We start from the raw sequence: 20,960 nt of genomic DNA, 5'->3' as shown, positions 1-20,960 counted from the left end.
TCACAACGCCAGTCAAAATACTTGCAAAGACGCTGCACTATTTTCATCGCATCTTCAGCTGAAACCCCTTGGTACGAGTATTTCTTTTCGGCGAGATACTTGTAACCCTCGTCTTCTTTTCTACCATTTTTCAAGTTGGCGCCGGATACTTTTCTCAACTCATCGAGATCATTCAGCTTTTCCAATGCCGCATTCAAAGCGACCACAAGGAAAGCGTCCCAAGCCTTCTTTTCGGGTGACTTCCCGTCCAGATTTCCATCCAAAAATTTCGCATGAGTTAGAGGAGGGATCTCCGTAAACATCATCGGCAACGGGTTGGCTTCAGTCCCCTTTTTTTGGTCGGAATGGCCAGAATATCGATCGAGCAATCGCCCTATAACCGTGGCTGGAGTGTCAACAAACGGCTCGGCAAGCGCCTTTAGGCGTTCGTAGTCAGCGTCCGAAATTTCGATACGTTGCATCAAAACCTCCTTCAAGTTACGGAAGGGGTCTATATGGAAATATGAGTAGGTACAATCCATATTTTCATATTTCTATTAAATCATCAAATTCCATATTGAATCGCTATCCTCGACCCATCCGGGCCTCACGACCGCCACGGCGGCGGCCGCCATTGCCGGCGCCGTCGCCCGGCGCATTGACCTGAGTCGGGGCGGCGACCGCCTGGCCGCCTTCGGCCGGCTTATAATCCTTGTAGGTGCGGATCCAGTTGGTGCAGTTCTCGTCGGTGCCGTTCAGCACATTGGCGCCGCGCACGGCTTCCATTTCCTGCGGCCGCACCGGGTTCATGATGGCCGAGGTCATGCCGGCGCCGATCACCATCGGGATGAAGGCGGCGTTGATGCCGTGGCGATGCGGCAGGCCGAAAGAGATGTTGGACAGGCCGCAGGTGGTGTTGACCTTGAGTTCTTCACGCAGGCGACGCAGCAGCGCGAAGACCTGGCGGCCGGCATCGCCCAGCGCGCCGATCGGCATGACCAGCGGGTCGACGACGACGTCATGCGCCGGAATGCCGAAATCGGCGCAGCGCTCGACGATCTTCTTGGCGACGGCGAAACGCACGTCCGGGTCCATCGAAATGCCGGTCTCGTCGTTGGAGATGGCGACGACCGGCACGTTGTACTTCTTGACCAGCGGCAGGATGGCTTCGAGCTTTTCTTCCTCGCCGGTGACGGAGTTGACCAGCGGGCGGCCCTTGGCAACCTTGAGTGCGGCTTCGATCGCGGCGGTGACGGAACTGTCGATCGACAGCGGCAGGTCGACCAGCCCCTGCACGATCTCCATCGTCTGCACCAAGAGGCCGGGTTCGGTCTCGTTCGGATTGACCGAGGTGACGCCGGCGTTGACGTCGAGCATGGTGGCGCCACAGGCTGCCTGCTCCAATGCGTCCCTGATGACGGTCTCGAAATTGCCCGCGATCATCTCGGCGGCCAGCTTCTTGCGGCCGGTCGGGTTGATGCGTTCGCCGATCACGCAGAACGGCTGGTCGAAGCCGATGATGATTTCTCGTGTCGCCGAAGCGACGATGGTACGGGTCATAAATTCTCTCCGCCGTGATATAAAGATTTCTTTATATCGTTGTCTGGTTTCGTTCAAGCGAATGGGTGGCCGTCCGCGCCGTCAGTGCGCGGTCTTCACCATGTCCACCTGCGTTTCGGTAATGTCGTCGTGCAAGATGCTGTCGAGCCGGTCGGCGACAAGCTGATCGTCGCGGCGGATCTCGCGTTTCCACGGCTGGCGGCCCTTCAGCACGCCCGATTCATCGACGATCTCGGCGACATATTCCTCCTGCCGGTAGGCCATCACATGGACGCCGGAAACGCCTGATATTTCCTTCACCTCGTTGATGATGTCGATGCAGAGCTGCTTGCCCTCCTTCTTCTGGTCCTGGGCGCCTTCCAGCCGCTTGATGACGGAATCGGGAATATGGATGCCCGGCACGTTCGAGCGGATCCACTTGGCCGTCTTGGCCGAGGCGAGCGGCCCGACGCCAACCAGGATGAAGCATTTTTCGGTATAGCCGAGGTCGCGCACCTTTTGCATGTAGGTGCGGAACATGGGCACGTCGAAGCAATACTGGCTCTGTACGAATTGCGCGCCGGCGGCGATCTTCTTGCCCAGCCGGTGCGGGCGGAAGTCGATCGGCGGCGCGAACGGATTGATCGCAGCACCCAGGAAAAGCTGTGGCGGCGTCGTCAGCTTGCGGCCGGACAGGAACTTGCCGTTGTCGCGCATGATGCGGCAGGTTTCCAGGAGCGACATGCAGTCGAGATCGAACACCGGCTTGGCGCCGGGCTGGTCTCCGGCCTGCACGCCGTCACCTGTCAGGCACAGCATGTTGGCGACGCCCATCGCAGCCCCGCCCAGTACGTCGCCCTGGATGGCGATGCGGTTCTTGTCGCGGCAGGCGATCTGCATGATCGGCGCATAGCCCATGCGGGTCAAAAGTGCGCAGATGCCGACCGAGGACATGTGGCAGTTGGCGCCCGATGCATCGACGGCGTTGATGGCGTCGACCCAGCCGTCGAAGATTTTCGCCCTGTTGTAGACGTCTTCCGGATCGGCGCTGTCGGGCGGGTTGAGCTCCGTCGTCACAGCGAACTCGCCGCGCCGCAGTACGCGCTCCAGCCGACCGCGCGAGGTGTGGCCGGGCAGGGGTTCGAGCGGCAGGTGGATGCCGGCCGGGTTTTCGTCGCGCTGGCGGCCGATCATGCCGACGCCCCGGTGCTGGCCGCCTCATTCTTGGCGGCAGCGGCGGCTTCGCGCGCGGTGGCCGCCTGCGCGGTCACCCGCAGCCAGGCCGAGGTTTCACGCAGCGACTGGTCGACCGGCTTCTGCACGGTCAGGATCCTGTCGCTGTGCACCATGTTCTGCGAGCCTTCCCAGGCCTTGACCCAGACGCAGGGCATATCGGGCTCGACCTCGCAATTGCCGTTGGCGCGGACACCGCCGCAAGGGCCGTTGCGCAATTGCTTGGGGCAGTTCATCGGGCAAGACATGCCTGTCGAGGACAAGATGCACTGGCCGCACATGCGGCAGTCGAACATGAAGCCCTTGACGCGCTTCTCGACAAATTTGATCGGCCCTTCGACACGGCCATAGCCTATGCCTTTCCATAAGGGATGGAGGAGCAGGAACATGTCGGCGAATTTGGCGTAGAACCATTCGAGTAATCGCGAGTGCCGCACCGACCATAATCTGACCGCGAAGGAACGCTGCACGCGCCGCTGCGGCGATACGTCGGCCGGCTTGTAGTCGGATTTCGGCGCTGCCTTCTTGACCAGAGTGGCCTGGGTAACAGCCGGCCTCTCCTTGGCAGGAATGGTTTCAGACATTTTCTTTGCCGCCCGCCTTGACCAAAGCGACCAGCCGCTCGCGGTCATATCTCGTGTCGATGTCGTTGAATGCCTTCTCGACTTCGGCTTCGAGGTTGTCGCCGACCGGAATGGGATCGGCTTTGCGCCATTCGGCCAGATAGTCGTCTGTACCGCCGGCGCCGGTGCGCATGGCGCACATGTCGATCGCCTCGGTAAAGCGCAGCGGCAGTTCGCGCTTGGCGTTCTGCCGGCCCTTCTTGACGATCACCTGGGCAGGGATGTCGCGCCAGTAGACGACGATCAGATCGGCCATGAATTCTCACTCCTCGAACTATCGAGCATTGCCGCAAGCGCAGTGGTGCCGCTTGTTATGGGACGACGCGCGCGCATTCAAAAGCGACGCATTTCGATGTCGTAAAATGAAAGGTGGGTTTATTCGTTTGCGGCGTGTGCCGGCGCCCGGTCCAGCGCGTCGGAAACGCTGGCGCGCAGTATGCCGTCCAGGACGAAAAACGCGCTACCAGATGCCAGTTCTGAGGCCCGTCCAGACGTAGAACCAGATCGTCGGATGATACCAGAGTTTCGAAGGCAGGCCGGGATCGATCGTCGTGAGTTTTCCAGCCAGTGCATCGCTGACAGCCTCGACGCAGATGTCGCGCGAGAACGCCGTCTGGCGTAGCGCGTGACTTGAGATGGTGTCGCCTTTTTTCGATCTGCCGCGCGCCTGCTTCAGCACGCCACCAGTGTCGACGCCAGCGTCGACGAGGTGGACAGTCGTGCCGAAATTCTCCGCATCGCCTGATACCAGAGCCCAATAGCCGCCATTCATGCCGCGATATTTCGGGGTGATGCCCGCATGGTAGTTGAGCACCGGGCAGGGCATTTTGCTCAGCATCTCAGCCGAGATAAGTCGGCAACCGTTGAGCAGCACAACGCCTGGCCGGATCTTCTGGATCGCCTGCAGGCACTCAAGCCCATTGGCCGAGGCTACCGGGATGATCTCCTGGCCTGGTCGCGGCTCAACCTCCAGCTTCTCCTCGGCAATCAGTCGCGCGCTATGGCCGGCCAGGAATCGCTTGCCCAACCTGCTCAGTACCATCGTGCCAAGCTGGCCGATGGCGGAGATCCAGCCTTGGCGGCGAGCCCGGCCACGCAGCAATTGCTTCTTGGATTCAGGCGTTTCGAGGACGACGCTGACAGGACCTACGCGGTCGGCGATTGCATTGATCATGGCCCAGACATGCTGGCCGCCTCCGGTGACGACCACGATCGGACGCGTATTGGATTCTGATGCTGCCATGGATCTTGCCCCCTCCAAGCAACCGTTCTCGACAATAGACGGGATGCTAGGGTGTCCGGGTTAATCCTTGGTGATCAGCTGTTCGATACACGGTCAGCGCTTGAATTCGATGATATCGAGCTTCGATTCATAGTAGGGCGCCGGAAATTCGATGCGCCATTCCTTGGCGCTGTTGCGGAAGGCGTAGCCGACCTGGTCGGTTTGCGGACCGCTGCCATAGGGCTTTGCCGGATCGCTGTTGACATAGAAGGAGCCGAGATAGATCGCGCGTTTCTCGCCATCGTCGAAGAAACGGCCCCTGGTACGCTGCGAGCCGCTGATCTTCTCCAGCCGCCAGCCGGAACCGTCATCGGTCACCTTGCACTTGAACCAGCCATAGATGACGAGCGGCAAAGGTCCGCCGGCCTTGATGGTGCGGCACTGCCAGTTGCCGGTCAGGTCCTTGTCGGAAAAGGCCACCAGCGGCTTTGCCAACAGGGCATCGAGTTGCTTGACCTCGGCCGGGTTGCCTGTCTTCGCCTCGGCAAGGGCTGCCTTGCGGGTCTCGCCATATTTGTCGAGCCGCGTCTTGTCGGCCGGGGTGATGAGTTTCTGTATCTCGCCGTCGGCATGGGCGGGCAGGGCCAAACAGAGGAGGCCGAGTGCAGCTATCAAGAGGCGAGGGGTCATCAGTGCGTTTCCATGGCTGGCAGTCTGTTTGCTTGTGGCGCACACCTTACCCGTCCACGGCGGCCTGTCATCTAGCCTTGAGTCATCGCGGGGCAAGAATTGCTTCAGGCGCCTGCAGCCGCCTGCGCCATCCCGGCCGTCAGGTCGCCATAACCGGTGGCGCGGCGTTCATAGACGAGACCGAGCATTCTGGCGGCTTTTTCGGCGACCTTGTCGAGTTCCGGATCGTTGGTCTGGGCGAGGTAGATCAGCTTCTCGTAATTGCCGAAATAGTCCTTGATCAACTCCGGGTGCTTGTCGAGGCCGAGCGGTTTCATGAAGAAAGCGTCGAACTGCCGGCAGAGGAAGTCGGTCATGTAGAACGACATCATGTCGTCGTCTGCGACTTTCGCATAGGCCTCCATGCCCTGGTAGAAGGCGAAGCAATGCGGGCCGGCCATGCGCTCGACGCCATGCTTCTCGCAGATGCGGTCGAGCAGACCGCCGGTGCCGCAATCGGCATAGCCGACGAAGATGTTGCTGTAGCCTTCCGTCTTGGCTTTTTCGATCGCCTTGTCCATGGCCGGTGCGATGCGGTCCGGGTAGAAATGGAATTCCGCCGGCAGGCAGGTCAGGTCGAGGTGATCCAGCCCGAGCTGTTCCTTGACGGCCAGAACTTCGCGCGCAATCATCCCGCAGGCGATGACGAGCAGCCTGTCGTCTTGATTCGGTTTCGTTTTTTGCGTCTTGGCCATGGAACCAGTCGAGCGGCCTTCGTTGTTGTGGCGCTAATTTATCTGTTGAGGGAGACACCGTCCATGAAACTGCTGCGCATCACGCCGATTGCCATCCTGGCCTGCGCCTTGGCCCTTGCGGCCTGCGCGAACACCGTCCGTGGCGTCGGCAGGGATGTCAAATCGACGGCCAAGGCGGTCGAGGACACCGTCACCAAGCCCTGATCCGCACGCGGCCACCTCATCATCTGGTAACAAAAAAGCCGCGCTGCAAGGGCGCGGCTTCTCCTGTCGTCCAGGCCGAATTGGCCAATCAGGCCGAAGCGCGCACATTGTGCTTGCGCTTCATGAAGTCCTTGGCGGTCTCGACCGCCACCGCCGCGTCGCGGCAATAGGCATCGGCGCCGACGGCCTTGCCGAATTCCTCGTTCAGCGGTGCGCCGCCGACCAGCACGACATAATCGTCGCGGATGCCCTTTTCCTTCATCGTGTCGATGACGACCTTCATATAGGGCATGGTCGTGGTCAGCAGTGCGGACATGCCGATGATGTCGGGCTGGTGCTGTTCGATCGCATCGAGATATTTCTCGACCGCATTGTTGATGCCGAGATCGATGACGTCGAAGCCAGCGCCCTCCATCATCATGCCGACAAGGTTCTTGCCGATATCGTGGATGTCGCCCTTGACGGTGCCGATGACCATCTTGCCTTGCTTGGGCGCGCCGGTGGCGGCGAGCAGCGGGCGCAGGATGAACATGCCCGCCTTCATCGCATTGGCGGAAAGCAGCACTTCCGGCACGAACAGGATGCCGTCGCGAAAATCCTCGCCGACGATGCGCATGCCTTCGACCAGCGCCTCGGTCAGCACCTTGTAAGGCGCCCAGCCGCGCTCGAGCAGGATGTTGGTGCCTTCTTCGATCTCTTCCTTCAGCCCGTCATAGAGATCGTCGTGCATCTGCTGCACCAACTCGTCGTCGGAAAGTTCGGAAAGGATGATCTCGTCGTCGGACATTTGTATCGAGCTCCTGCCGGCATCGCGACCATGTCGCAAGGCACATATCTTCGCGTTCATACCTAACCCGCTGAGGGCATGTATCCATAGCTGATTTGCGACTTCCCGCAAAAGGAAAGCGACCGTAACTCTCTTGGAATTCTTGTCGATTTTGCGACAGGCGTTGGCGCTGGCGGGCCGTTTCGAATAGGGTGCATGGCTACGATCTGGCAAGAAGCGGCGAGAGCAGCCGCTATGGATTCCAGACAAGAACAGATTCAGGGAAGAACACCATGAGCGAACACGCGGCAGTCGATCAGGAAGCGTCAAACGCGCGACGTGGGCGCGGCGCCAGCGGCGGGGCTGCTGCCCGGCGGGCCGCGCGTTCGGGCGGAGGCCCGGGCACGCAGCTCACCTACATCAAGCGCAAGATCAACGTTTACGAGGTGCTGGACGAGGAAGGCCTGGCGCTGATCGAGAAGAACACCGACACGGTGCTCGAGGAGATCGGCATCATCTTCCGCGACGATGCAGAAGCGCTGCAACTGTGGAAAGAGGCCGGCGCCGACGTCAAGGGCGAGCGCGTGCATTTCCCGAAGGGGCTGTGCCGTTCGCTGCTCAAGACCGCACCGTCCGTCTACACCCAGCACGCCCGCAATTCCGAGCGTTCGGTGCAGATCGGTGGCAATGCCACCGTGTTCGCGCCGGTCTATGGCCCGCCCTTCGTGCGTGACCTCGACGGTGTCAGGCGCTACGCGACGATCGAGGATTTCCAGAATTTCGTTAAGCTCGCCTATATGGCGCCGTCGATCCACCATTCGGGCGGCACGGTATGCGAGCCGGTCGATGTGCCGGTCAACAAGCGCCACCTCGACATGATCTACAGCCACATCAAATATTCCGATAAGCCGTTTATGGGCTCGGTGACCGCGCCGGAACGCGCCGAGGACACCGTCGCCATGGCCAAGATCGTGTTCGGCGACGATTTCGTCGAGAACAACACGGTGCTGACCAGCCTGATCAACGCCAACTCGCCGATGGTGTTCGACGAGACCATGCTCGGTGCGCTGAAGGTCTATGCGCGCCACAACCAGGCCTGCATCGTCACGCCGTTCATCCTCGCCGGCGCGATGAGCCCGGTGACGGTTGCCGGCACGCTGACGCAGGTTCTGGCCGAAGTGCTGGCCGGCGCGTCGTTCACGCAGCTCATCCGTCCCGGCGCGCCGGTGCTGTTCGGTACCTTCGCCTCGTCGATTTCGATGCAGTCGGGGGCGCCGACCTTCGGCACGCCGGAGCCGTCGCTGGTTTCCTATGGCGCCGCACAGCTGGCGCGCCGTCTCGGCCTGCCGTTCCGCACCGGCGGCTCGCTCTGCGCGTCCAAGGTTCCGGATGCACAAGCGGCTTATGAAAGCGCCAACACGCTGAACTCGACCATCCTGGCCGGCACCAATTTCGTGCTGCACTCGGCCGGCTGGCTCGAGGGCGGGCTGGCCTCCTGCTACGAAAAGTTCATGATGGACATCGACCAGCTCGGCATGACGCAGAAATTCTCCGAAGGCGTCGACCTGTCGGAAAACGGCCAGGCGATGGACGCCATCCGCCAGGTCGGGCCGGGCAGCCACTATCTCGGCTGCGACCACACCCAGGCCAATTTCCAGACCGCCTTCTACCGCTCCAACATCGCCGACAACAATTCCTACGAGCAGTGGCTGGCCGAAGGCGAGAAGACAGCGCCGCAGCGCGCCAACGAACTCGCGCGCCGCTGGCTGGAAAGCTATGAGGCGCCGCATCTCGATCCGAGCATCGACGAAGCGTTGAAGGACTTCATCGCCAAGAAGAAGGGGTCGATGCCCGACGCCTTCACTTGAAAGGAGCCCGAGTCAGGCGGGGCTAAAGTCGCCAACATCATCCACAAGGAAGTCTGGCGGAGCGCGTTCTCCGATCCGGACAAGAAGGGATGATTACGCCCGCCGGCAGCGTTGACCGCATTGCTGCGGCGCTTCTCGCCAACGGCCTTGTTCTTCGCGGCGGCTTCAATTTTACGCCAAGCGATGCGCCGCCAACGGGATCATCGGGTGCGCCGGCAGCGGCCGTCCTGCTGGTGGGGCAGGCGGGCGCGGCACCCTGGCCGCATTTCCTGCGTTGGTGGGAGCAACAGCCACAGGCAATCGCCAATCCGCTCGACACATGGTCGCGCGAAGTGATCGGCGCCGTGGCGCAGGATTTTGGCGCACGGGCGATTTCTCCGTCGGACAAGCCCTATCTGCCGTTCCAGCAATGGGCGATGCGGGCGGAGGGGCTGAAACCGTCGCCGCTCGGCATCCTCATGCATCCGCGCTACGGGCTATGGCATGCCTACCGCGGTGTGCTGCTGTTTGACGACGAAATTCCAGTTCAAGTTGCCGAGGCAGCGCCCCACCTTTGCGATAGCTGCGCCGAGAAACCCTGCCTGAAATCCTGCCCGGTCGACGCCTATTCCGTGCAAGGATTCGCTTATCAATCCTGCCTGGCGCATGTGGGGGGAGCGAATGGCGAACCCTGCCGCAGCGGCGGTTGCCTCGATCGCAATGCGTGCCCCTATGGCACGGGGTATCGCTATCCGCCGGAGGTCCAGGCCTTTCACATGGCGAGCTTCGCACGGGCCACCAGCTGATCCGTTCCCATTGCATGGTGCTCGTTGGCTTCGATGAGCATCTTGACGGCAGCTAGAAGCAGGCCTATTCATCAAGTCATCTGATGACTTATGAATAGGCCTATGCAACCCGCCACCAGAACCAATCTCACCGACAGCGCCACCAGCAGCCTGCGTGCGGAGATCGTCAGCGGCCGCTGGGGCGTCGGCGAGCGCATTCCCAATGAGGCAGCCCTGACCGACCTTCTGTCGGTCAGCCGCGGCACGGTGCGCGAGGCGGTGCGGGTGCTGGTCTCGCAAGGATTGCTGGATACGCGCCAGGGCTCGGGCACATATGTGCGCTCTACCGTCGATGCCTCTGCCGCGCTCGACCGGGTCAAGCGCACCGGCCTGCGCGATCAGTGGGAGGCGCGGGCGGCGCTCGACCTGGAGGCGGCACGGCTCGCCGCCATGCGCCACACGCCAGCCGATCTTGAGACGATGCGGCAACTGCTTGCCGAACGCGGCACCGTCGCGGACGGCGGAAGCGATGCCTTCATCCGGCGCGATCTCGCTTTCCACAAATCGGTTGTCGCGGCGTCCGGCAACAAAGCGATGATGGAGCTCTACGACTTCTTCACCGCCGCCATCACCGAGACCATCCATGCCACCATCGACGGCGATCTGCCCGAACCGGACCACCAGGCGCATGCGGCTATCGTCGACGCCATTGCCGCGAGCAATCCCGAGCGCGCCGTTGCCGCCGTTCGCGCCTTCATGGCGCCGGTGCTTGCCCAACTTGAAAGACTGCTTTCGCAATGAACCAGAGTTTTCGTCAGCCTGACCCGACGGCGCAATCCGCCGCCATCGAGGGTCTGGAACTCATCGATGCCGAGGCCGACAGCCTGCCCGCGCCGCAGCCGCCTGAACTGCGCAGCCGTGCGGCGCGCATCGTGCTTGGCGCGAGCCTTGTGCTGATCGCCTTCAGCCTGCGGCCGCTGTTTTCCAGCCTGTCGGTACTGCTGCCCGAGGTGATGCAGGCAACCGGACTGTCGACGACGGGCGCCAGCCTGCTGACGACGCTGCCCGTTCTGTGCCTGGGTCTGTTCGCGCCCTTCGCGCCAAGACTTGCCCAGCGCTATGGAGCCGAGCGCACTTTGCTCGGGGCGCTCACCTTGCTGGTGCTGGGAACCGGCCTGCGCTGGTTCGGTACGGTTCCCCTGCTGTTTGTCGCCACCTTCCTTGCCGGCGGCGCCATTGCCATCGGCAATGTGCTGCTGCCGGGCCTGGTGAAGCGAGATTTCGCCGACAAGGCCGCCGTCATGACCGGGCTCTACACCATGGCGCTCTGTGCCGGCTCGGCGGCCGCCGCCGGCTTCACACTGCCGATCGAGCATTTTGTCACCGGTTCGTGGTCCGGGGCACTTGCTGCCTGGGCGGTGCCTACACTGGTCGTGCTTTTGATCTGGATTCCGCAGGCGCTGGGCAGCCGTCGGCAGGTCAGTCATCGGGGCTTTCGCGTCGTTGGTCTCTGGCGCGATCGCCTGGCTTGGCAGGTGACGCTGTTCATGGGCCTGCAGTCGGCACTTGCCTATTGCATCTTCGGTTGGCTGGCGCCGATCTTGCGCGAGCGTGGCTTCGATGCGGCCACCGCCGGCGCCATGGTTTCGGTGTCTGTCATGGCGCAGGTCATCACCTGTCTCGCCGTGCCGTCCTTCGCGATGCGGCTGAAAGACCAGCGCGGCATCAATGTGGCGCTCGTTGCCACGGCGGTGATCGCGCTGCTCGGCATTCTGTTCGCACCGACCTCGACCGTGCTGTTCTGGGCGATCCTGCAAGGCATCGGGCAGGGCGGCCTGATCGCGGCTGCCATGAGCCTAATCGTGCTGCGTTCGCCGGATTCGCATGTCGCCGCGCATCTTTCAGGCATGGCGCAAGGCGTCGGCTATGTGCTGGCGGCATTCGGCCCGCTGCTGGTGGGCCTGATCCGCGACTGGACCGGCAGTTTTTCGGGAACGGCGTTCCTGTTCGTCGCGCTCGGGCTTGGCGTAGCCATTATGGGGCTCGGTGCCGGCCGCGCGCTGCATGTCGGTGCGCGGACGGTGCGAGAAGGCTAGCAATAGCGTCACGCAATCCCGCACGAAATTTTGACTGCCATGCTCAGGGAGCGCCTTGCCGTATAGGCTTGCGCGGATATGTATCGCGCATCTGTCGAACGGAGCGAGCGATGACGAAACACGACCTTCAGATCAAGACCAGGGATGGTGTTGCCAATGCCGGGCTTTTCCGCTCGGCAAACGCATCTCCTGCCAAGGCCGGCGTCATTCTCTATCAGGACGCCTTTGGTCCGCGGCCGGCGCTCGACAGTATGGCCGAGCGACTGGCGAATGAAGGCTATGCGGTGCTGGTGCCCGACCTGTTCTACCGCAATGCACCCTACGGGCCGTTCGACGCCAAGACCGCCTTCGCCGAGGAAAAGACCAAAATCCCGCTGATGGCGCTGGTCACCGGCACGACGCAGGAGATGACCATCCGCGACAGCGGTGCGTTCCTCGATGCGCTTGCTGCCGAGGGCATCACCGGGCCGATCGGCACCATCGGCTATTGCATGGGCGGCGGTCGATCATTGAATGCGGCTGCAACCTATCCCAAACGGATAAAAGCGGCCGCAAGCTTCCATGGCGGCAATCTGGCCGGCGACGCCGCCGACAGCCCGCATCGCAAGGCAGCCTCGATCAAGGCGCGTGTCTATGTCGGCACATCCGGCGTCGACAGGAGTTTCCCGCCGGAACAGTCGGCGCGGCTGGCCGAGGCGCTCAGGGTTGCGGAAGTAGATCATGTCATCGAGAACTATGCCGGCATGGCGCATGGCTGGTGCGTGCCCGATCACAGCGTTTTCAATGCCGCGGGCGCCGAACGCCACTGGAAGCGCTTGACGACGTTGTTCGCAGAGACGCTGATCTGAGCCTTTGCCTGGCTGTTCTTGCCTGTTGGCTGTCCGCCCCGTTCGCGGTATCAGGCAGCACAAATGCGCTGCGCCGGATGAGTGGGCCGAGCGGGAACGAACAGCCTGATGCAATCCTATGATGTCGTGATCATCGGCGCGGGTGCCGCCGGAATGATGTGCGCCGTGGAGGCGGCCAAGCGCGGCCGTTCTGTGCTGATCCTCGATCATGCGGCGGCGCCTGGCGAGAAGATCCGCATCTCCGGCGGGGGCCGGTGCAATTTCACCAACATCCATGCCAGCCCGAAGAATTTTCTGTCGGGCAATCCGCATTTCTGCATTTCGGCGCTCAGCCGCTATACGCAACGCGATTTCATCGCCCTCGTCGAACGCCACCGCATCGCCTATCACGAAAAGACGCTTGGGCAGTTGTTCTGCGACGGCTCCGCACGCCAGATCATCGACATGCTGGTCTCGGAAATGCAGGACAAGGGCGCCGAACTGGTGCTGTCGACCAGCGTTGAGGATGTCCGCAAAACCGCCGAGGGGTTTGTGCTCACTCTCTCCACGGGCACGATTAGCTGCCAGTCTCTGGTCGTGGCCTGCGGCGGCAAGTCGATCCCCAAGATGGGGGCGACCGGTTTCGGCTACGAGCTTGCCGAACGGTTTGGGCTTGCCATCGTCGAAACGCGGCCGGCGCTGGTGCCGCTGACCTTCGACGCAAACACGCTCGAACGGCTCGCGCCGCTGGCCGGCAACGCCGTCGACGCGGAAGTCGCCTGCGGCAAGACGCAGTTCTCCGAAGCGATGCTGTTCACGCATCGCGGCGTCAGCGGACCATCCATCCTGCAGATCTCGTCCTATTGGCGCGAGGGCGACGAAATCCGCATCGCCATGCTGCCGGGAGTTGATGTGGCAGACCTCATTCGTAGTGCCAAGCGCGGTAATGGGCGGCAGGCGGTGCAGACCGTGCTGGCAAATCACCTGCCGAAGCGGCTGGCGCAGTCGATCGCCGAACGAACCGGCATCGACGGCAACCTCGCCGATCTTGCGGACGCCCAGATCAAAACCATAGCTGCCGCAGTCAATGACTGGCGCATCAAGCCTGCCGGTTCTGAGGGCTACCGCACCGCCGAAGTGACGCTGGGCGGGGTCGACACCAACGGGCTGGACCAGAAGACGATGCAGGCGAAATCCGTGCCGGGCCTGTTTTTCATCGGCGAAGTCGTCGATGTCACGGGTTGGCTGGGCGGCTATAATTTCCAGTGGGCATGGTCGTCGGGCTGGGTGGCAGGCCAGGCAGCATAGACTTACTTCCGTGGCTCCGCCCCAGTAGCTGCCGGCGCCTTTTTCTTCTTTTTGGCCTTGTTGTAATCGATGGCGGCGCGGACGAGCTCTTTCAAAGCGCTCTCATTGAGCGTGTCGCCCTTGAACACATCGATAGCCCGCCACACCTTGCCGCCAAAACCATTGTTGAGCAGCCTGTCGGGATCCGGCAGGCTGGCGCCATGGGAAAAGGTCAGCTTCACCTTGTCCTTGTGGGCGTTGCCGACCACGATGTTGCCGTCGAGGCACCATACCGGGCTGCCCATCCACTTCCACTCCTCGATGATGTCCGGGTCGGCTGCAAGGATGGTCTTGCGGATGTCGGCGAGCGTCTCGCCGCGCCAGTCCGAGAGACCGGCGATCAGCTGGTCGATCTGTTGCGAGGGGGTCATTTGGTGTCTCCTGTGCGTCGACGCGTTCAACCGCTGCCTGTCACCAGCGCGCCAGTTGGGTAATCTGAACGAGGTTGCCGCAGCTGTCGTTCAGCTGGGCGATGGTTGAACCGGTCACCTCGGTCGGCGGCATGGTGAACGCGCCACCCTTCGCCTTGATGCGCTCGTAGTCGCCCTTGACGTCGTCGGTGAAAAACATGACCGCAGGCTGACCCTGCTGGAAGATGGCTTCCTGATAGGCTTTGGCGGCCGGGTTGTCGTTGAGCGCGAGCTGCAGTTCGGTTCCATCAGGCTCTTCAGCCGAGGTCACTGTCAGCCAGCGATAGGGCCCGTTGCTGAAATCGGCCTTCTTGGTGAAGCCCAGCACGTCGGTGTAGAAGCGCAATGCGTTTTCCTGGTTGTCCACATACACGCTGGTCAGCTTGATCTTCATCGCTCTTTCTCCTCTGTCGTATTCTTGCGTCTGTGGCCGCTACGGGGTCCAGCCGGGCAGGGCGGCGGCCTGCTTGATCCATTCCGCCATTTGCGCCTCGTCGAACCGGTCTTCGCGGATGTCGATCCAGCGCACATCCTTGCTCTTGGCCGTGCCGCCTGGTGGGATCGGTTGCAATGAGATGCCACTGAAAAAGGTCATCTTCACATAGTGGGTGAATACATGGAAACTCGCGAACCAGCCCTGGCCTTCGATGCCGTAGAAGGGTGAGTTCCATCGCACGGCCTTGCGGACGTCAGGCACGTTGCCCACGATGAGCGCGTCGAGGCGCTCGCCCAGGCCGCGCTTCCAGTCCGGCATCGCAGCGATATAGGCCTGCACCGGGGCGTCGCCGTCGCCCTTGGCGATTTGCGGGTTGCCGCCGGAGAGCAGCACTGGCGCAGCCTTGGCCTCGGTCGATTGTCCCTGCGTCTTGGCCACTCTGCCCCACTCCTACCCGCCGGCACGCTGCACGCCGCGTCCCTTGGCGGCATAGGGCAGCACGAACATGTACAGGCCGCTGAGCAGCAGCAGGAGGAGCGGCAGGAGCGGCGAGTAGACCACCCAGGCGGGAGGCTGCCTGAATGCCATGGTGGCGAAGTTGGCGATGACGGTCAGCGCAAAGATGATCGACAGCCAGCGATGCATTTGCCGAACCCACTTGTTCCAGTCCAATAGTTCCTCCTGTCAAAACAGCCGGTGCGGGCCACCGATCCGCACCTGCGAGTTTCAATCTATCCGCGCCAGGACCTGACTCAGATTTGCAAAGTACTGTCGCCACCCGCTCGTCGCGCCCCGATACGCCTGCTCCTGATCCGGCCGGAAGCCGGACTGTTCCATACGCAACCGGGTGCCTGTGCTGGTCGGCACGAGGGTCCAGGTGACGACACTCTCAAGGCCATAGGCCTGCCAGGTGTAGGACAGTGTCTTGTTCAACTCGACGGCTGTTACCTGACAGTCCACAACGATGCTCACGTCAGGTTGCGGTTCCTTCCGCAGCTTGAAGCGGTGGTCCACGACTGGCTTGAAGTCGTTCTTCATCAGCCATTCCTCGATCAGATGCGGTTGGGTCAGCGCGCGCCAGATTTTTTCCGGCGGATAGGGGATCTCACGTTCGACGATGACAGAGCGCGTTTCGGTCGCAATGTTGGTCATTGGTCGATTCTTTTGAGCAAATTTTCGAGATCGTCGAACCGGCTCTGCCAGAACGCGTTCATCTGGTTCGTCCAGTCGGTCAGTGGGGAAAGTGCTGCCAGTTGGGCGCTGTAATGGGTCTGCCGTCCTTGATGGCGATCGCGCACCAGCCCGGCCTGCTTGAGCACGCCGAGATGCTTCGACACCGCAGGTTGAGAGACCCCCGACTGAGCCGTCAGGGCGCCGACCGTCTGCTCGCCTTGCCGGCACAGGCGCTCGAAGATCGCGCGACGCGTCGGATCGGAGAGCGTTCTGAAGAGGACATCGTGAGCGTTCGTCATCCGGGATCGATAACCCTGTGGCTATTGATTTACGTATAACTGTCGAGATATGGATATGTCAAGCGGGGGTGTTGACGGTCCCGATCCGGCGGTTTCCAAAAAAATCTTTCCATTGCCCCAAGGATTAGCCATTAGCCTTCGTCCAACAGGCAAATGATGGCGATGATGCTGGATGAGAGCGAAGCCTCCGACGCCGAACTGATCGGGCGGGCGAAGGGCGGAGACAGGAGGGCCTTCAGCACATTGCTGGAAAGGCACTATGACTTCGTCTATCGCGCCGCCTATCGCTGGTGCGGCAGGAAGGCCGATGCCGAAGACATCGCCCAGGAAGTCTGCGTCAGGCTGGGCAAAGCGATCCGCGACTATCGCGGCGGCGGCGCCTTCACCACATGGCTCTATTCCGTGACGATGAACGCCGCGCGCGACGTGATGCGAAAGTCCGCCCGCGAGACCGTCAAGACCGAGGCCTATGGCGTCCATGCACTGATCTCGGGCGAGGCGTCGGTCGAACCGGAAGACCCTGCCGAAGCGCTGTGGGCGGCCGTCCGGCGATTGCCGGACAAGCAGCGCGACGCGGTGCTGCTGGTCTATGGCGAAGGGTTGAGCCATGCGGCCGCGGCCGAGGCGATGACAATCTCGGAGACGACGGTTTCCTGGCACATCCATGAAGCGAAGAAACGGCTGAAGACGCTGATGCGCGCGGCCGGGGAAGTGTGACCATGGTTGACGACAACGAACTCAACAGACTGCGCGATATAGCAGCGCCGGCGCCCGCCAAGGATGCCAAGGCACGTGCTTTCGAAGCCGCCCTGCGTGCATACGATCAGGAAAATATTTCTGCCGTTACCCAAGGATCGGTTGGCGGGCTTCGTCTCACAGAGCGAGCACAAAAGCTCTGGAGCGAGATCATGCAAAAGAAACTCATTGCCACGCCGGTTCTTGCCGGGCTCGTCGCCCTGCCGATCGCCGGATACGCCACCTTCCATATGCTGAGGGAACAGCCGCCGAAATTCGGCGGCGACGAGAAAATCACCGAGACGCTGGCCGACAAGCCGGCGACCGTCAAGCCGGCGACCGTCAAGCCGACGACCGCCGAGCCGAAGCCGGCTCCGACCGGGCTGGAGACGGACAAGAAAGCCGACGCCGATGTGGAAAGCCGCGACGCGACCGATGCGCCTGTGGCGCCGGCCTCGCCGCAGAAATCCGAATCGACCGTTGCTTCCGGCGCGGCACAACAGAATGCACTGGAGCGCGGTGTGCTGGCCGAGCCTGCGCCACCGGCACCGACAGGCGAATTCGCATTGGATGGCGCCGTAAGTGCGCCCAGTACGTCGCGGGCCCGCATGCCGGCCGAGTCCAAGCTGATGGCGCCGCAGCAGCCGTCGACCTTGCCGGCCGACCAGATGCAGCCGCAACCGGAAAACCGCGACCGCATCGAGGATTTCAAGACCAATCCGGTGCATGCGGCACTCGAGGATCCGGTCTCGACCTTCTCGATCGACGTCGACACAGCCTCCTATTCCTTCGTGCGCAGCTCGCTGAAGCAGGGCACCCTGCCGCAGGTCGATACTGTCCGCGTCGAGGAGATGATCAACTACTTCCCCTATGACTGGAAGGGTCCGGAGTCGGCCTCGACACCATTCAACTCGACCGTCAGCGTCATGCCGACGCCGTGGAACACGCATACCAGGCTGATGCATGTCGCCATCAAGGGTTTTGACGTCAAGCCGACCGAGCAGCCGAAGGCCAATCTGGTCTTCCTGATCGATGTCTCGGGCTCGATGGACGAGCCGGACAAGCTGCCGCTGCTCAAATCGGCTTTTCGGCTGCTGGTCAGCAAGCTGAAGGCCGACGACACGATCTCGATCGTAACCTATGCGGGTGACGCCGGCACGGTCCTGGAGCCGACCAAGGCGTCCCAAAAGGACAAGATCCTCAGTGCCATCGACAATCTGACGCCCGGCGGCAGCACGGCCGGCGAGGCGGGCATCAAGGAAGCCTACAGGCTGGCGCAGAAATCCTTCGTCAAGGACGGCGTCAACCGGGTGATGCTCGCCACCGACGGCGACTTCAATGTCGGCCAGAGCGACGACGACGATCTGAAGCGGCTGATCGAAAAAGAGCGCAAGACCGGTGTCTTCCTGTCGGTGTTCGGCTTCGGCCGCGGCAATCTGAACGACCAGATGATGCAGACCATCGCCCAGAACGGCAACGGCACCGCCGCCTATATCGACACGCTGGCCGAAGCCGAGAAGGTGCTGGTCGAAGATGCATCGTCGACGCTGTTCACCATCGCCAAGGACGTCAAGATCCAGGTCGAGTTCAATCCGAACAAGGTCTCGGAATATCGCCTGATCGGCTACGAGACCCGCGCCTTGAACCGCGAGGATTTCAACAATGACCGCGTCGATGCCGGCGATATCGGCTCGGGCCATTCCGTCACCGCGATCTATGAAATCACGCCAAAGGGCAGCGGCGGCGAACAGATCGACGCGCTGCGTTATGGCCAGGCGTCGGTGGACAATGGCGGCGTTGCCAATGCGGACGAATATGCCTTCGTCAAGATCCGCTACAAGCTGCCGAATGAAGACGTCTCGAAGCTGATCACCACGCCGGTGACCTCGGCCAACGAGATCTCGTCTTTCGACCAGGCCAGCACCGACCAGCGCTTCTCCGTCGCGGTCGCCGCCTTCGGCCAGAAGCTGCGCGACGAGGATGCGACCGCGAAGTTCGGTTACGACAAGATCATGGAGATCGCCACTGCCGCTCGAGGAGCCGACCCGTTTGGGTACAGGTCCGAGTTCCTCTCGCTTGTGCGCCTTGCCTCGGCGCTGGGCGGTAATCGGTAGTGGGTGATGACGGCCGGTTTCTTTCAGATGGGATCGTTCTGACAGGGGAAACCGACCGCGGGCGGGTGAGGCATGCCGGCGAGGGGTTCATTCCCTTGCCGGCCTTTTTTCGGAGAATCTCCAGGTCGTTAAATTGCGCGGCATTTCCGGTAGCGGATCGCAACCCCCTGCTTGTTACGCAGGACAGGTGTACCGGGCTTGAGGGAGCCGAAATTGCAGATCAGGACTATCGCCAACTCGACACCGCCGGCACGAGATGCTTCGGCGGTTTCATCGGCCCCATCATCGGAATCCAGGCGTATCAGTGACGATGTCGCGCAGGCGCGCCACACCGCCATGTCGGCGCTGACCAACGACCGCTTCCGCCTCATGCTGGAGCAGATAACCGATCCGGTTTCATCCGGCGCGCTGATGACGATGCACAGCGACAATGTGGTCGACTTCAAGTCGGCGCAGTCGAGCTACGCCGACAACAGCGAATAATCGAAACCGATAAGCTCAGGCCCGGCTGCGGCGGCGCTCGCGGCGGGCTTCGCTGGTCTCGGCGGTATTTTCCGTCGCCACCTTGTTGCGCATCGGACCGATGCGCTCGACGATCGCGGCAACCGTCGGACGATCCGCCTTGGTGTGCGCGTCGAGCGCCTTGCGCATGGCGGCAAGGTGCTGGAACGAGGTGCCGCAGCAGCCGCCGATTATTTTGGCGCCGCCATCGACGGCGAGCCTGACATAGTCGGCCATCAGTTCGGGTGTGCCGGAATAATGGATTTCGGTGCCGCGGAATTCGGGAATGCCGCAATTGCCCTTGACGATCACCGTTGCCTCCGGCTTCGCCTCGGTCATGTCGAGCAGCGAGGCCAGGATGTCAGACGCGCCGACGCCGCAATTGGCGCCAACGCCAAGCGGCGCCTGCGACAGCCCGTCGGTGACGCCGTGGATATCCCTGGGTAGCAGGCCCATCATGGTGCGGCCGGCGGTGTCGAAGGAACCGGTATAGGTGTAGGGCAGGCCGACGCGGATGGCAGCCTCGGCGGCGGCGCGGATCTCGTCGGGAGCAGACATCGTCTCGATCCAGGCGACTTCGGCGCCGCCTTCCTTGAGACCCTCGATCTGCTCGGCGAAGGCGTCGACCGCCTCGTCATAGGTCATGGCGCCGAGCGGCACCAGCAATTCGCCGGTCGGGCCGACCGAACCGGCGACGATCACCTTGCGGCCGGCCTTGTCGGCGACAGCACGGGCGATCTCGGCGGCGCGCTTGTTCAGCGCATGCACACGGTCCTGCGCATGATGCAGCTTCAGCCGGTGGCGGGTGCCGCCGAACGAGTTGGTGAGGATGATGTCGGCCCCGGCATCGACGAAATTCTGATGCAGGCTGGTGATGGTGTCGGGCGCCGTCTCGTTGAGCAGCTCGGGCGCCTCGCCGGCTTCCAGCCCCATGGCGAACAGGTTTGTGCCGGTGGCGCCATCGGCCAGCAGCACGCCCTTTTCGGCCAGCAGAGCATCGATCGGGTTGGTGGTCGTCATCGGATTGGCTTTCATGTTTCGAAGTCGAATAAGGATATAAAGAAGTCTTTATGTGTAGTCAATGGAATGGCGGCAACGCGGCCACCAATGCGGAGGCCGGTTTCCGTCCGAAGGATCATTGTTGCCGAAGATCAGACAGTGCCTGTTGGGAACGACATGCCGGCCAGTCTGTGCGCGAAGCCGGACGCCTCGTGCGCATTGATGTCGGCGGCCCGGATCAGATTGTCGAAGTGCTGGATCAGCGTCTGGATCGGCTGAGTGGCGTTGAGCACCAGATACATGTCGCCGACATAGATGGCGGCGCGATAGGGTCCGAAGATGGTGTAGGGGATCGAATAGCGCATCCGCCCGTCATAGAGAAACAGCCGGAAGGTCGGGTA

26 protein-coding genes and 1 pseudogene are annotated in these 20,960 nt (G+C 62.1%); 10 read left to right on the top strand and 17 right to left on the bottom strand.

The genetic code is table 11. From position 1 onward, the window contains the following. From EN949_RS19200 to EN949_RS19165, 8 genes are all read right to left on the bottom strand, one after another. Positions 1-461: hypothetical protein (locus EN949_RS19200; protein ID WP_206534956.1), on the bottom strand; the 461-nt coding region annotated here is incomplete at its 3' end. 103 nt (positions 462-564) lie between these two features. Beyond that, positions 565-1,539 carry a methyltetrahydrofolate cobalamin methyltransferase gene (locus EN949_RS19195; RefSeq protein WP_127371752.1) on the bottom strand — a complete coding sequence of 325 codons (975 nt, stop codon included), beginning with the start codon at positions 1,537-1,539 and terminating at the stop codon, positions 565-567. A gap of 81 nt (positions 1,540-1,620) precedes the next feature. Then, on the bottom strand, positions 1,621-2,712 hold the full coding sequence (locus EN949_RS19190; RefSeq protein WP_013531168.1) for a methylenetetrahydrofolate reductase: 1,092 nt from the start codon (positions 2,710-2,712) through the stop codon (positions 1,621-1,623). Further along, a complete protein-coding gene (locus EN949_RS19185) occupies positions 2,709-3,335 on the bottom strand; it encodes a methylenetetrahydrofolate reductase C-terminal domain-containing protein (protein ID WP_013531169.1) in 627 nt (208 codons plus the stop codon). Before EN949_RS19185 ends, EN949_RS19190 begins: the two co-directional genes overlap by 4 nt. Next, entirely contained in the window at positions 3,328-3,630 is a 303-nt protein-coding gene (locus tag EN949_RS19180; RefSeq protein ID WP_127366737.1) for a virulence factor, read from the bottom strand. Before EN949_RS19180 ends, EN949_RS19185 begins: the two co-directional genes overlap by 8 nt. A 204-nt stretch (positions 3,631-3,834) precedes the next feature. Next, positions 3,835-4,617: a formyl transferase gene (locus EN949_RS19175; protein ID WP_027160505.1), complete on the bottom strand. Its 783-nt coding sequence runs from the start codon at positions 4,615-4,617 to the stop codon at positions 3,835-3,837. A gap of 93 nt (positions 4,618-4,710) precedes the next feature. Then, complete coding sequence (locus EN949_RS19170) at positions 4,711-5,286, bottom strand: DUF4893 domain-containing protein (protein WP_013531172.1); 576 nt, start codon at positions 5,284-5,286, stop codon at positions 4,711-4,713. 104 nt (positions 5,287-5,390) lie between these two features. Then, positions 5,391-6,020, bottom strand: coding sequence for a DUF1638 domain-containing protein (locus EN949_RS19165; protein ID WP_013531173.1), 630 nt, complete (start codon positions 6,018-6,020; stop codon positions 5,391-5,393). On the opposite strand from EN949_RS19165, the gene EN949_RS37265 reads away from it, so the two are divergent. Further along, entirely contained in the window at positions 6,006-6,224 is a 219-nt protein-coding gene (locus tag EN949_RS37265; protein WP_318011966.1) for a hypothetical protein, read from the top strand. The genes EN949_RS19165 and EN949_RS37265 overlap by 15 nt on opposite strands. A gap of 88 nt (positions 6,225-6,312) precedes the next feature. On the opposite strand, the gene EN949_RS19155 is transcribed toward EN949_RS37265, so the two are convergent. Continuing rightward, on the bottom strand, positions 6,313-7,011 hold the full coding sequence (locus EN949_RS19155) for a cobalamin-binding protein (RefSeq protein ID WP_013531175.1): 699 nt from the start codon (positions 7,009-7,011) through the stop codon (positions 6,313-6,315). A gap of 272 nt (positions 7,012-7,283) precedes the next feature. Here EN949_RS19155 and EN949_RS19150 point away from each other — a divergent pair, with 272 nt between their 5' ends. The 6 genes from EN949_RS19150 to EN949_RS19125 all read left to right on the top strand — a co-directional run bounded on the left by EN949_RS19150 (position 7,284) and on the right by EN949_RS19125 (position 13,853). Further along, entirely contained in the window at positions 7,284-8,858 is a 1,575-nt protein-coding gene (locus EN949_RS19150; protein WP_024501311.1) for a trimethylamine methyltransferase family protein, read from the top strand. Positions 8,859-8,947: 89 nt separating this feature from the next. After that, positions 8,948-9,643, top strand: a complete 696-nt coding sequence (locus EN949_RS19145; RefSeq protein WP_063168203.1) for a 4Fe-4S dicluster domain-containing protein — start codon at positions 8,948-8,950, stop codon at positions 9,641-9,643. A 102-nt stretch (positions 9,644-9,745) separates the two neighbouring features. After that, positions 9,746-10,423 (top strand): FadR/GntR family transcriptional regulator, encoded by a 678-nt coding sequence (locus tag EN949_RS19140; RefSeq protein WP_063168202.1) that lies wholly within the window; start codon positions 9,746-9,748, stop codon positions 10,421-10,423. After that, positions 10,420-11,718, top strand: coding sequence for an MFS transporter (locus EN949_RS19135; protein WP_063168201.1), 1,299 nt, complete (start codon positions 10,420-10,422; stop codon positions 11,716-11,718). The genes EN949_RS19140 and EN949_RS19135 overlap by 4 nt, the downstream gene beginning before the upstream one ends. A 110-nt stretch (positions 11,719-11,828) precedes the next feature. Then, the gene (locus EN949_RS19130; protein WP_027160499.1) at positions 11,829-12,566 is read left to right on the top strand and encodes a dienelactone hydrolase family protein; all 738 of its coding nucleotides are present in this window, start codon (positions 11,829-11,831) and stop codon (positions 12,564-12,566) included. Positions 12,567-12,674: 108 nt separating this feature from the next. Then, positions 12,675-13,853 carry an NAD(P)/FAD-dependent oxidoreductase gene (locus tag EN949_RS19125; RefSeq protein WP_127366717.1) on the top strand — a complete coding sequence of 393 codons (1,179 nt, stop codon included), beginning with the start codon at positions 12,675-12,677 and terminating at the stop codon, positions 13,851-13,853. 2 nt (positions 13,854-13,855) lie between these two features. Here the strand turns inward: EN949_RS19125 and EN949_RS19120 are convergent, their stop codons facing one another. Genes EN949_RS19120 through EN949_RS19095 form a run of 6 tightly spaced genes read right to left on the bottom strand, consistent with a single transcriptional unit; the run spans position 13,856 to position 16,210 of the window. Further along, positions 13,856-14,263, bottom strand: coding sequence for a DUF1801 domain-containing protein (locus EN949_RS19120; RefSeq protein WP_127366718.1), 408 nt, complete (start codon positions 14,261-14,263; stop codon positions 13,856-13,858). 40 nt (positions 14,264-14,303) lie between these two features. Continuing rightward, a complete protein-coding gene (locus tag EN949_RS19115) occupies positions 14,304-14,696 on the bottom strand; it encodes a VOC family protein (RefSeq protein ID WP_013531183.1) in 393 nt (130 codons plus the stop codon). A 39-nt stretch (positions 14,697-14,735) separates the two neighbouring features. Continuing rightward, on the bottom strand, positions 14,736-15,176 hold the full coding sequence (locus EN949_RS19110; protein WP_013531184.1) for a DUF1801 domain-containing protein: 441 nt from the start codon (positions 15,174-15,176) through the stop codon (positions 14,736-14,738). A gap of 12 nt (positions 15,177-15,188) precedes the next feature. Then, the gene (locus EN949_RS19105; protein WP_013531185.1) at positions 15,189-15,410 is read right to left on the bottom strand and encodes a hypothetical protein; all 222 of its coding nucleotides are present in this window, start codon (positions 15,408-15,410) and stop codon (positions 15,189-15,191) included. Positions 15,411-15,464: 54 nt separating this feature from the next. Continuing rightward, entirely contained in the window at positions 15,465-15,890 is a 426-nt protein-coding gene (locus EN949_RS19100) for an SRPBCC domain-containing protein (protein ID WP_013531186.1), read from the bottom strand. After that, the gene (locus EN949_RS19095) at positions 15,887-16,210 is read right to left on the bottom strand and encodes a metalloregulator ArsR/SmtB family transcription factor (RefSeq protein WP_063168196.1); all 324 of its coding nucleotides are present in this window, start codon (positions 16,208-16,210) and stop codon (positions 15,887-15,889) included. Before EN949_RS19095 ends, EN949_RS19100 begins: the two co-directional genes overlap by 4 nt. A gap of 156 nt (positions 16,211-16,366) precedes the next feature. Here EN949_RS19095 and EN949_RS19090 point away from each other — a divergent pair, with 156 nt between their 5' ends. The 3 genes from EN949_RS19090 (at position 16,367) to EN949_RS35900 (ending at position 19,542) form a co-directional block, all read left to right on the top strand. After that, on the top strand, positions 16,367-16,927 hold the full coding sequence (locus tag EN949_RS19090; protein ID WP_013531188.1) for an RNA polymerase sigma factor: 561 nt from the start codon (positions 16,367-16,369) through the stop codon (positions 16,925-16,927). Between the two features lie 2 nt (positions 16,928-16,929). Continuing rightward, complete coding sequence (locus EN949_RS19085; RefSeq protein WP_063168195.1) at positions 16,930-19,059, top strand: VWA domain-containing protein; 2,130 nt, start codon at positions 16,930-16,932, stop codon at positions 19,057-19,059. Between the two features lie 213 nt (positions 19,060-19,272). After that, on the top strand, positions 19,273-19,542 hold the full coding sequence (locus EN949_RS35900; protein WP_164768023.1) for a hypothetical protein: 270 nt from the start codon (positions 19,273-19,275) through the stop codon (positions 19,540-19,542). Between the two features lie 15 nt (positions 19,543-19,557). Here the strand turns inward: EN949_RS35900 and bmt are convergent, their stop codons facing one another. Both bmt and EN949_RS19070 read right to left on the bottom strand, forming a co-directional pair. Beyond that, complete coding sequence (gene bmt / locus EN949_RS19075) at positions 19,558-20,580, bottom strand: betaine--homocysteine S-methyltransferase (RefSeq protein WP_063173709.1); 1,023 nt, start codon at positions 20,578-20,580, stop codon at positions 19,558-19,560. Positions 20,581-20,711: 131 nt separating this feature from the next. Then, positions 20,712-20,960 (bottom strand): annotated as a pseudogene (locus EN949_RS19070) (transcriptional regulator); the annotation flags it as partial.

The sequence above is a fragment of the Mesorhizobium sp. M7A.F.Ca.US.007.01.2.1 genome, assembly GCF_003998165.1.
Lineage (GTDB): Bacteria > Pseudomonadota > Alphaproteobacteria > Rhizobiales > Rhizobiaceae > Mesorhizobium > Mesorhizobium ciceri.
Note: the sequence above shows the minus strand (reverse complement) of the source record. Positions and strands in the feature narration are given on the sequence as shown.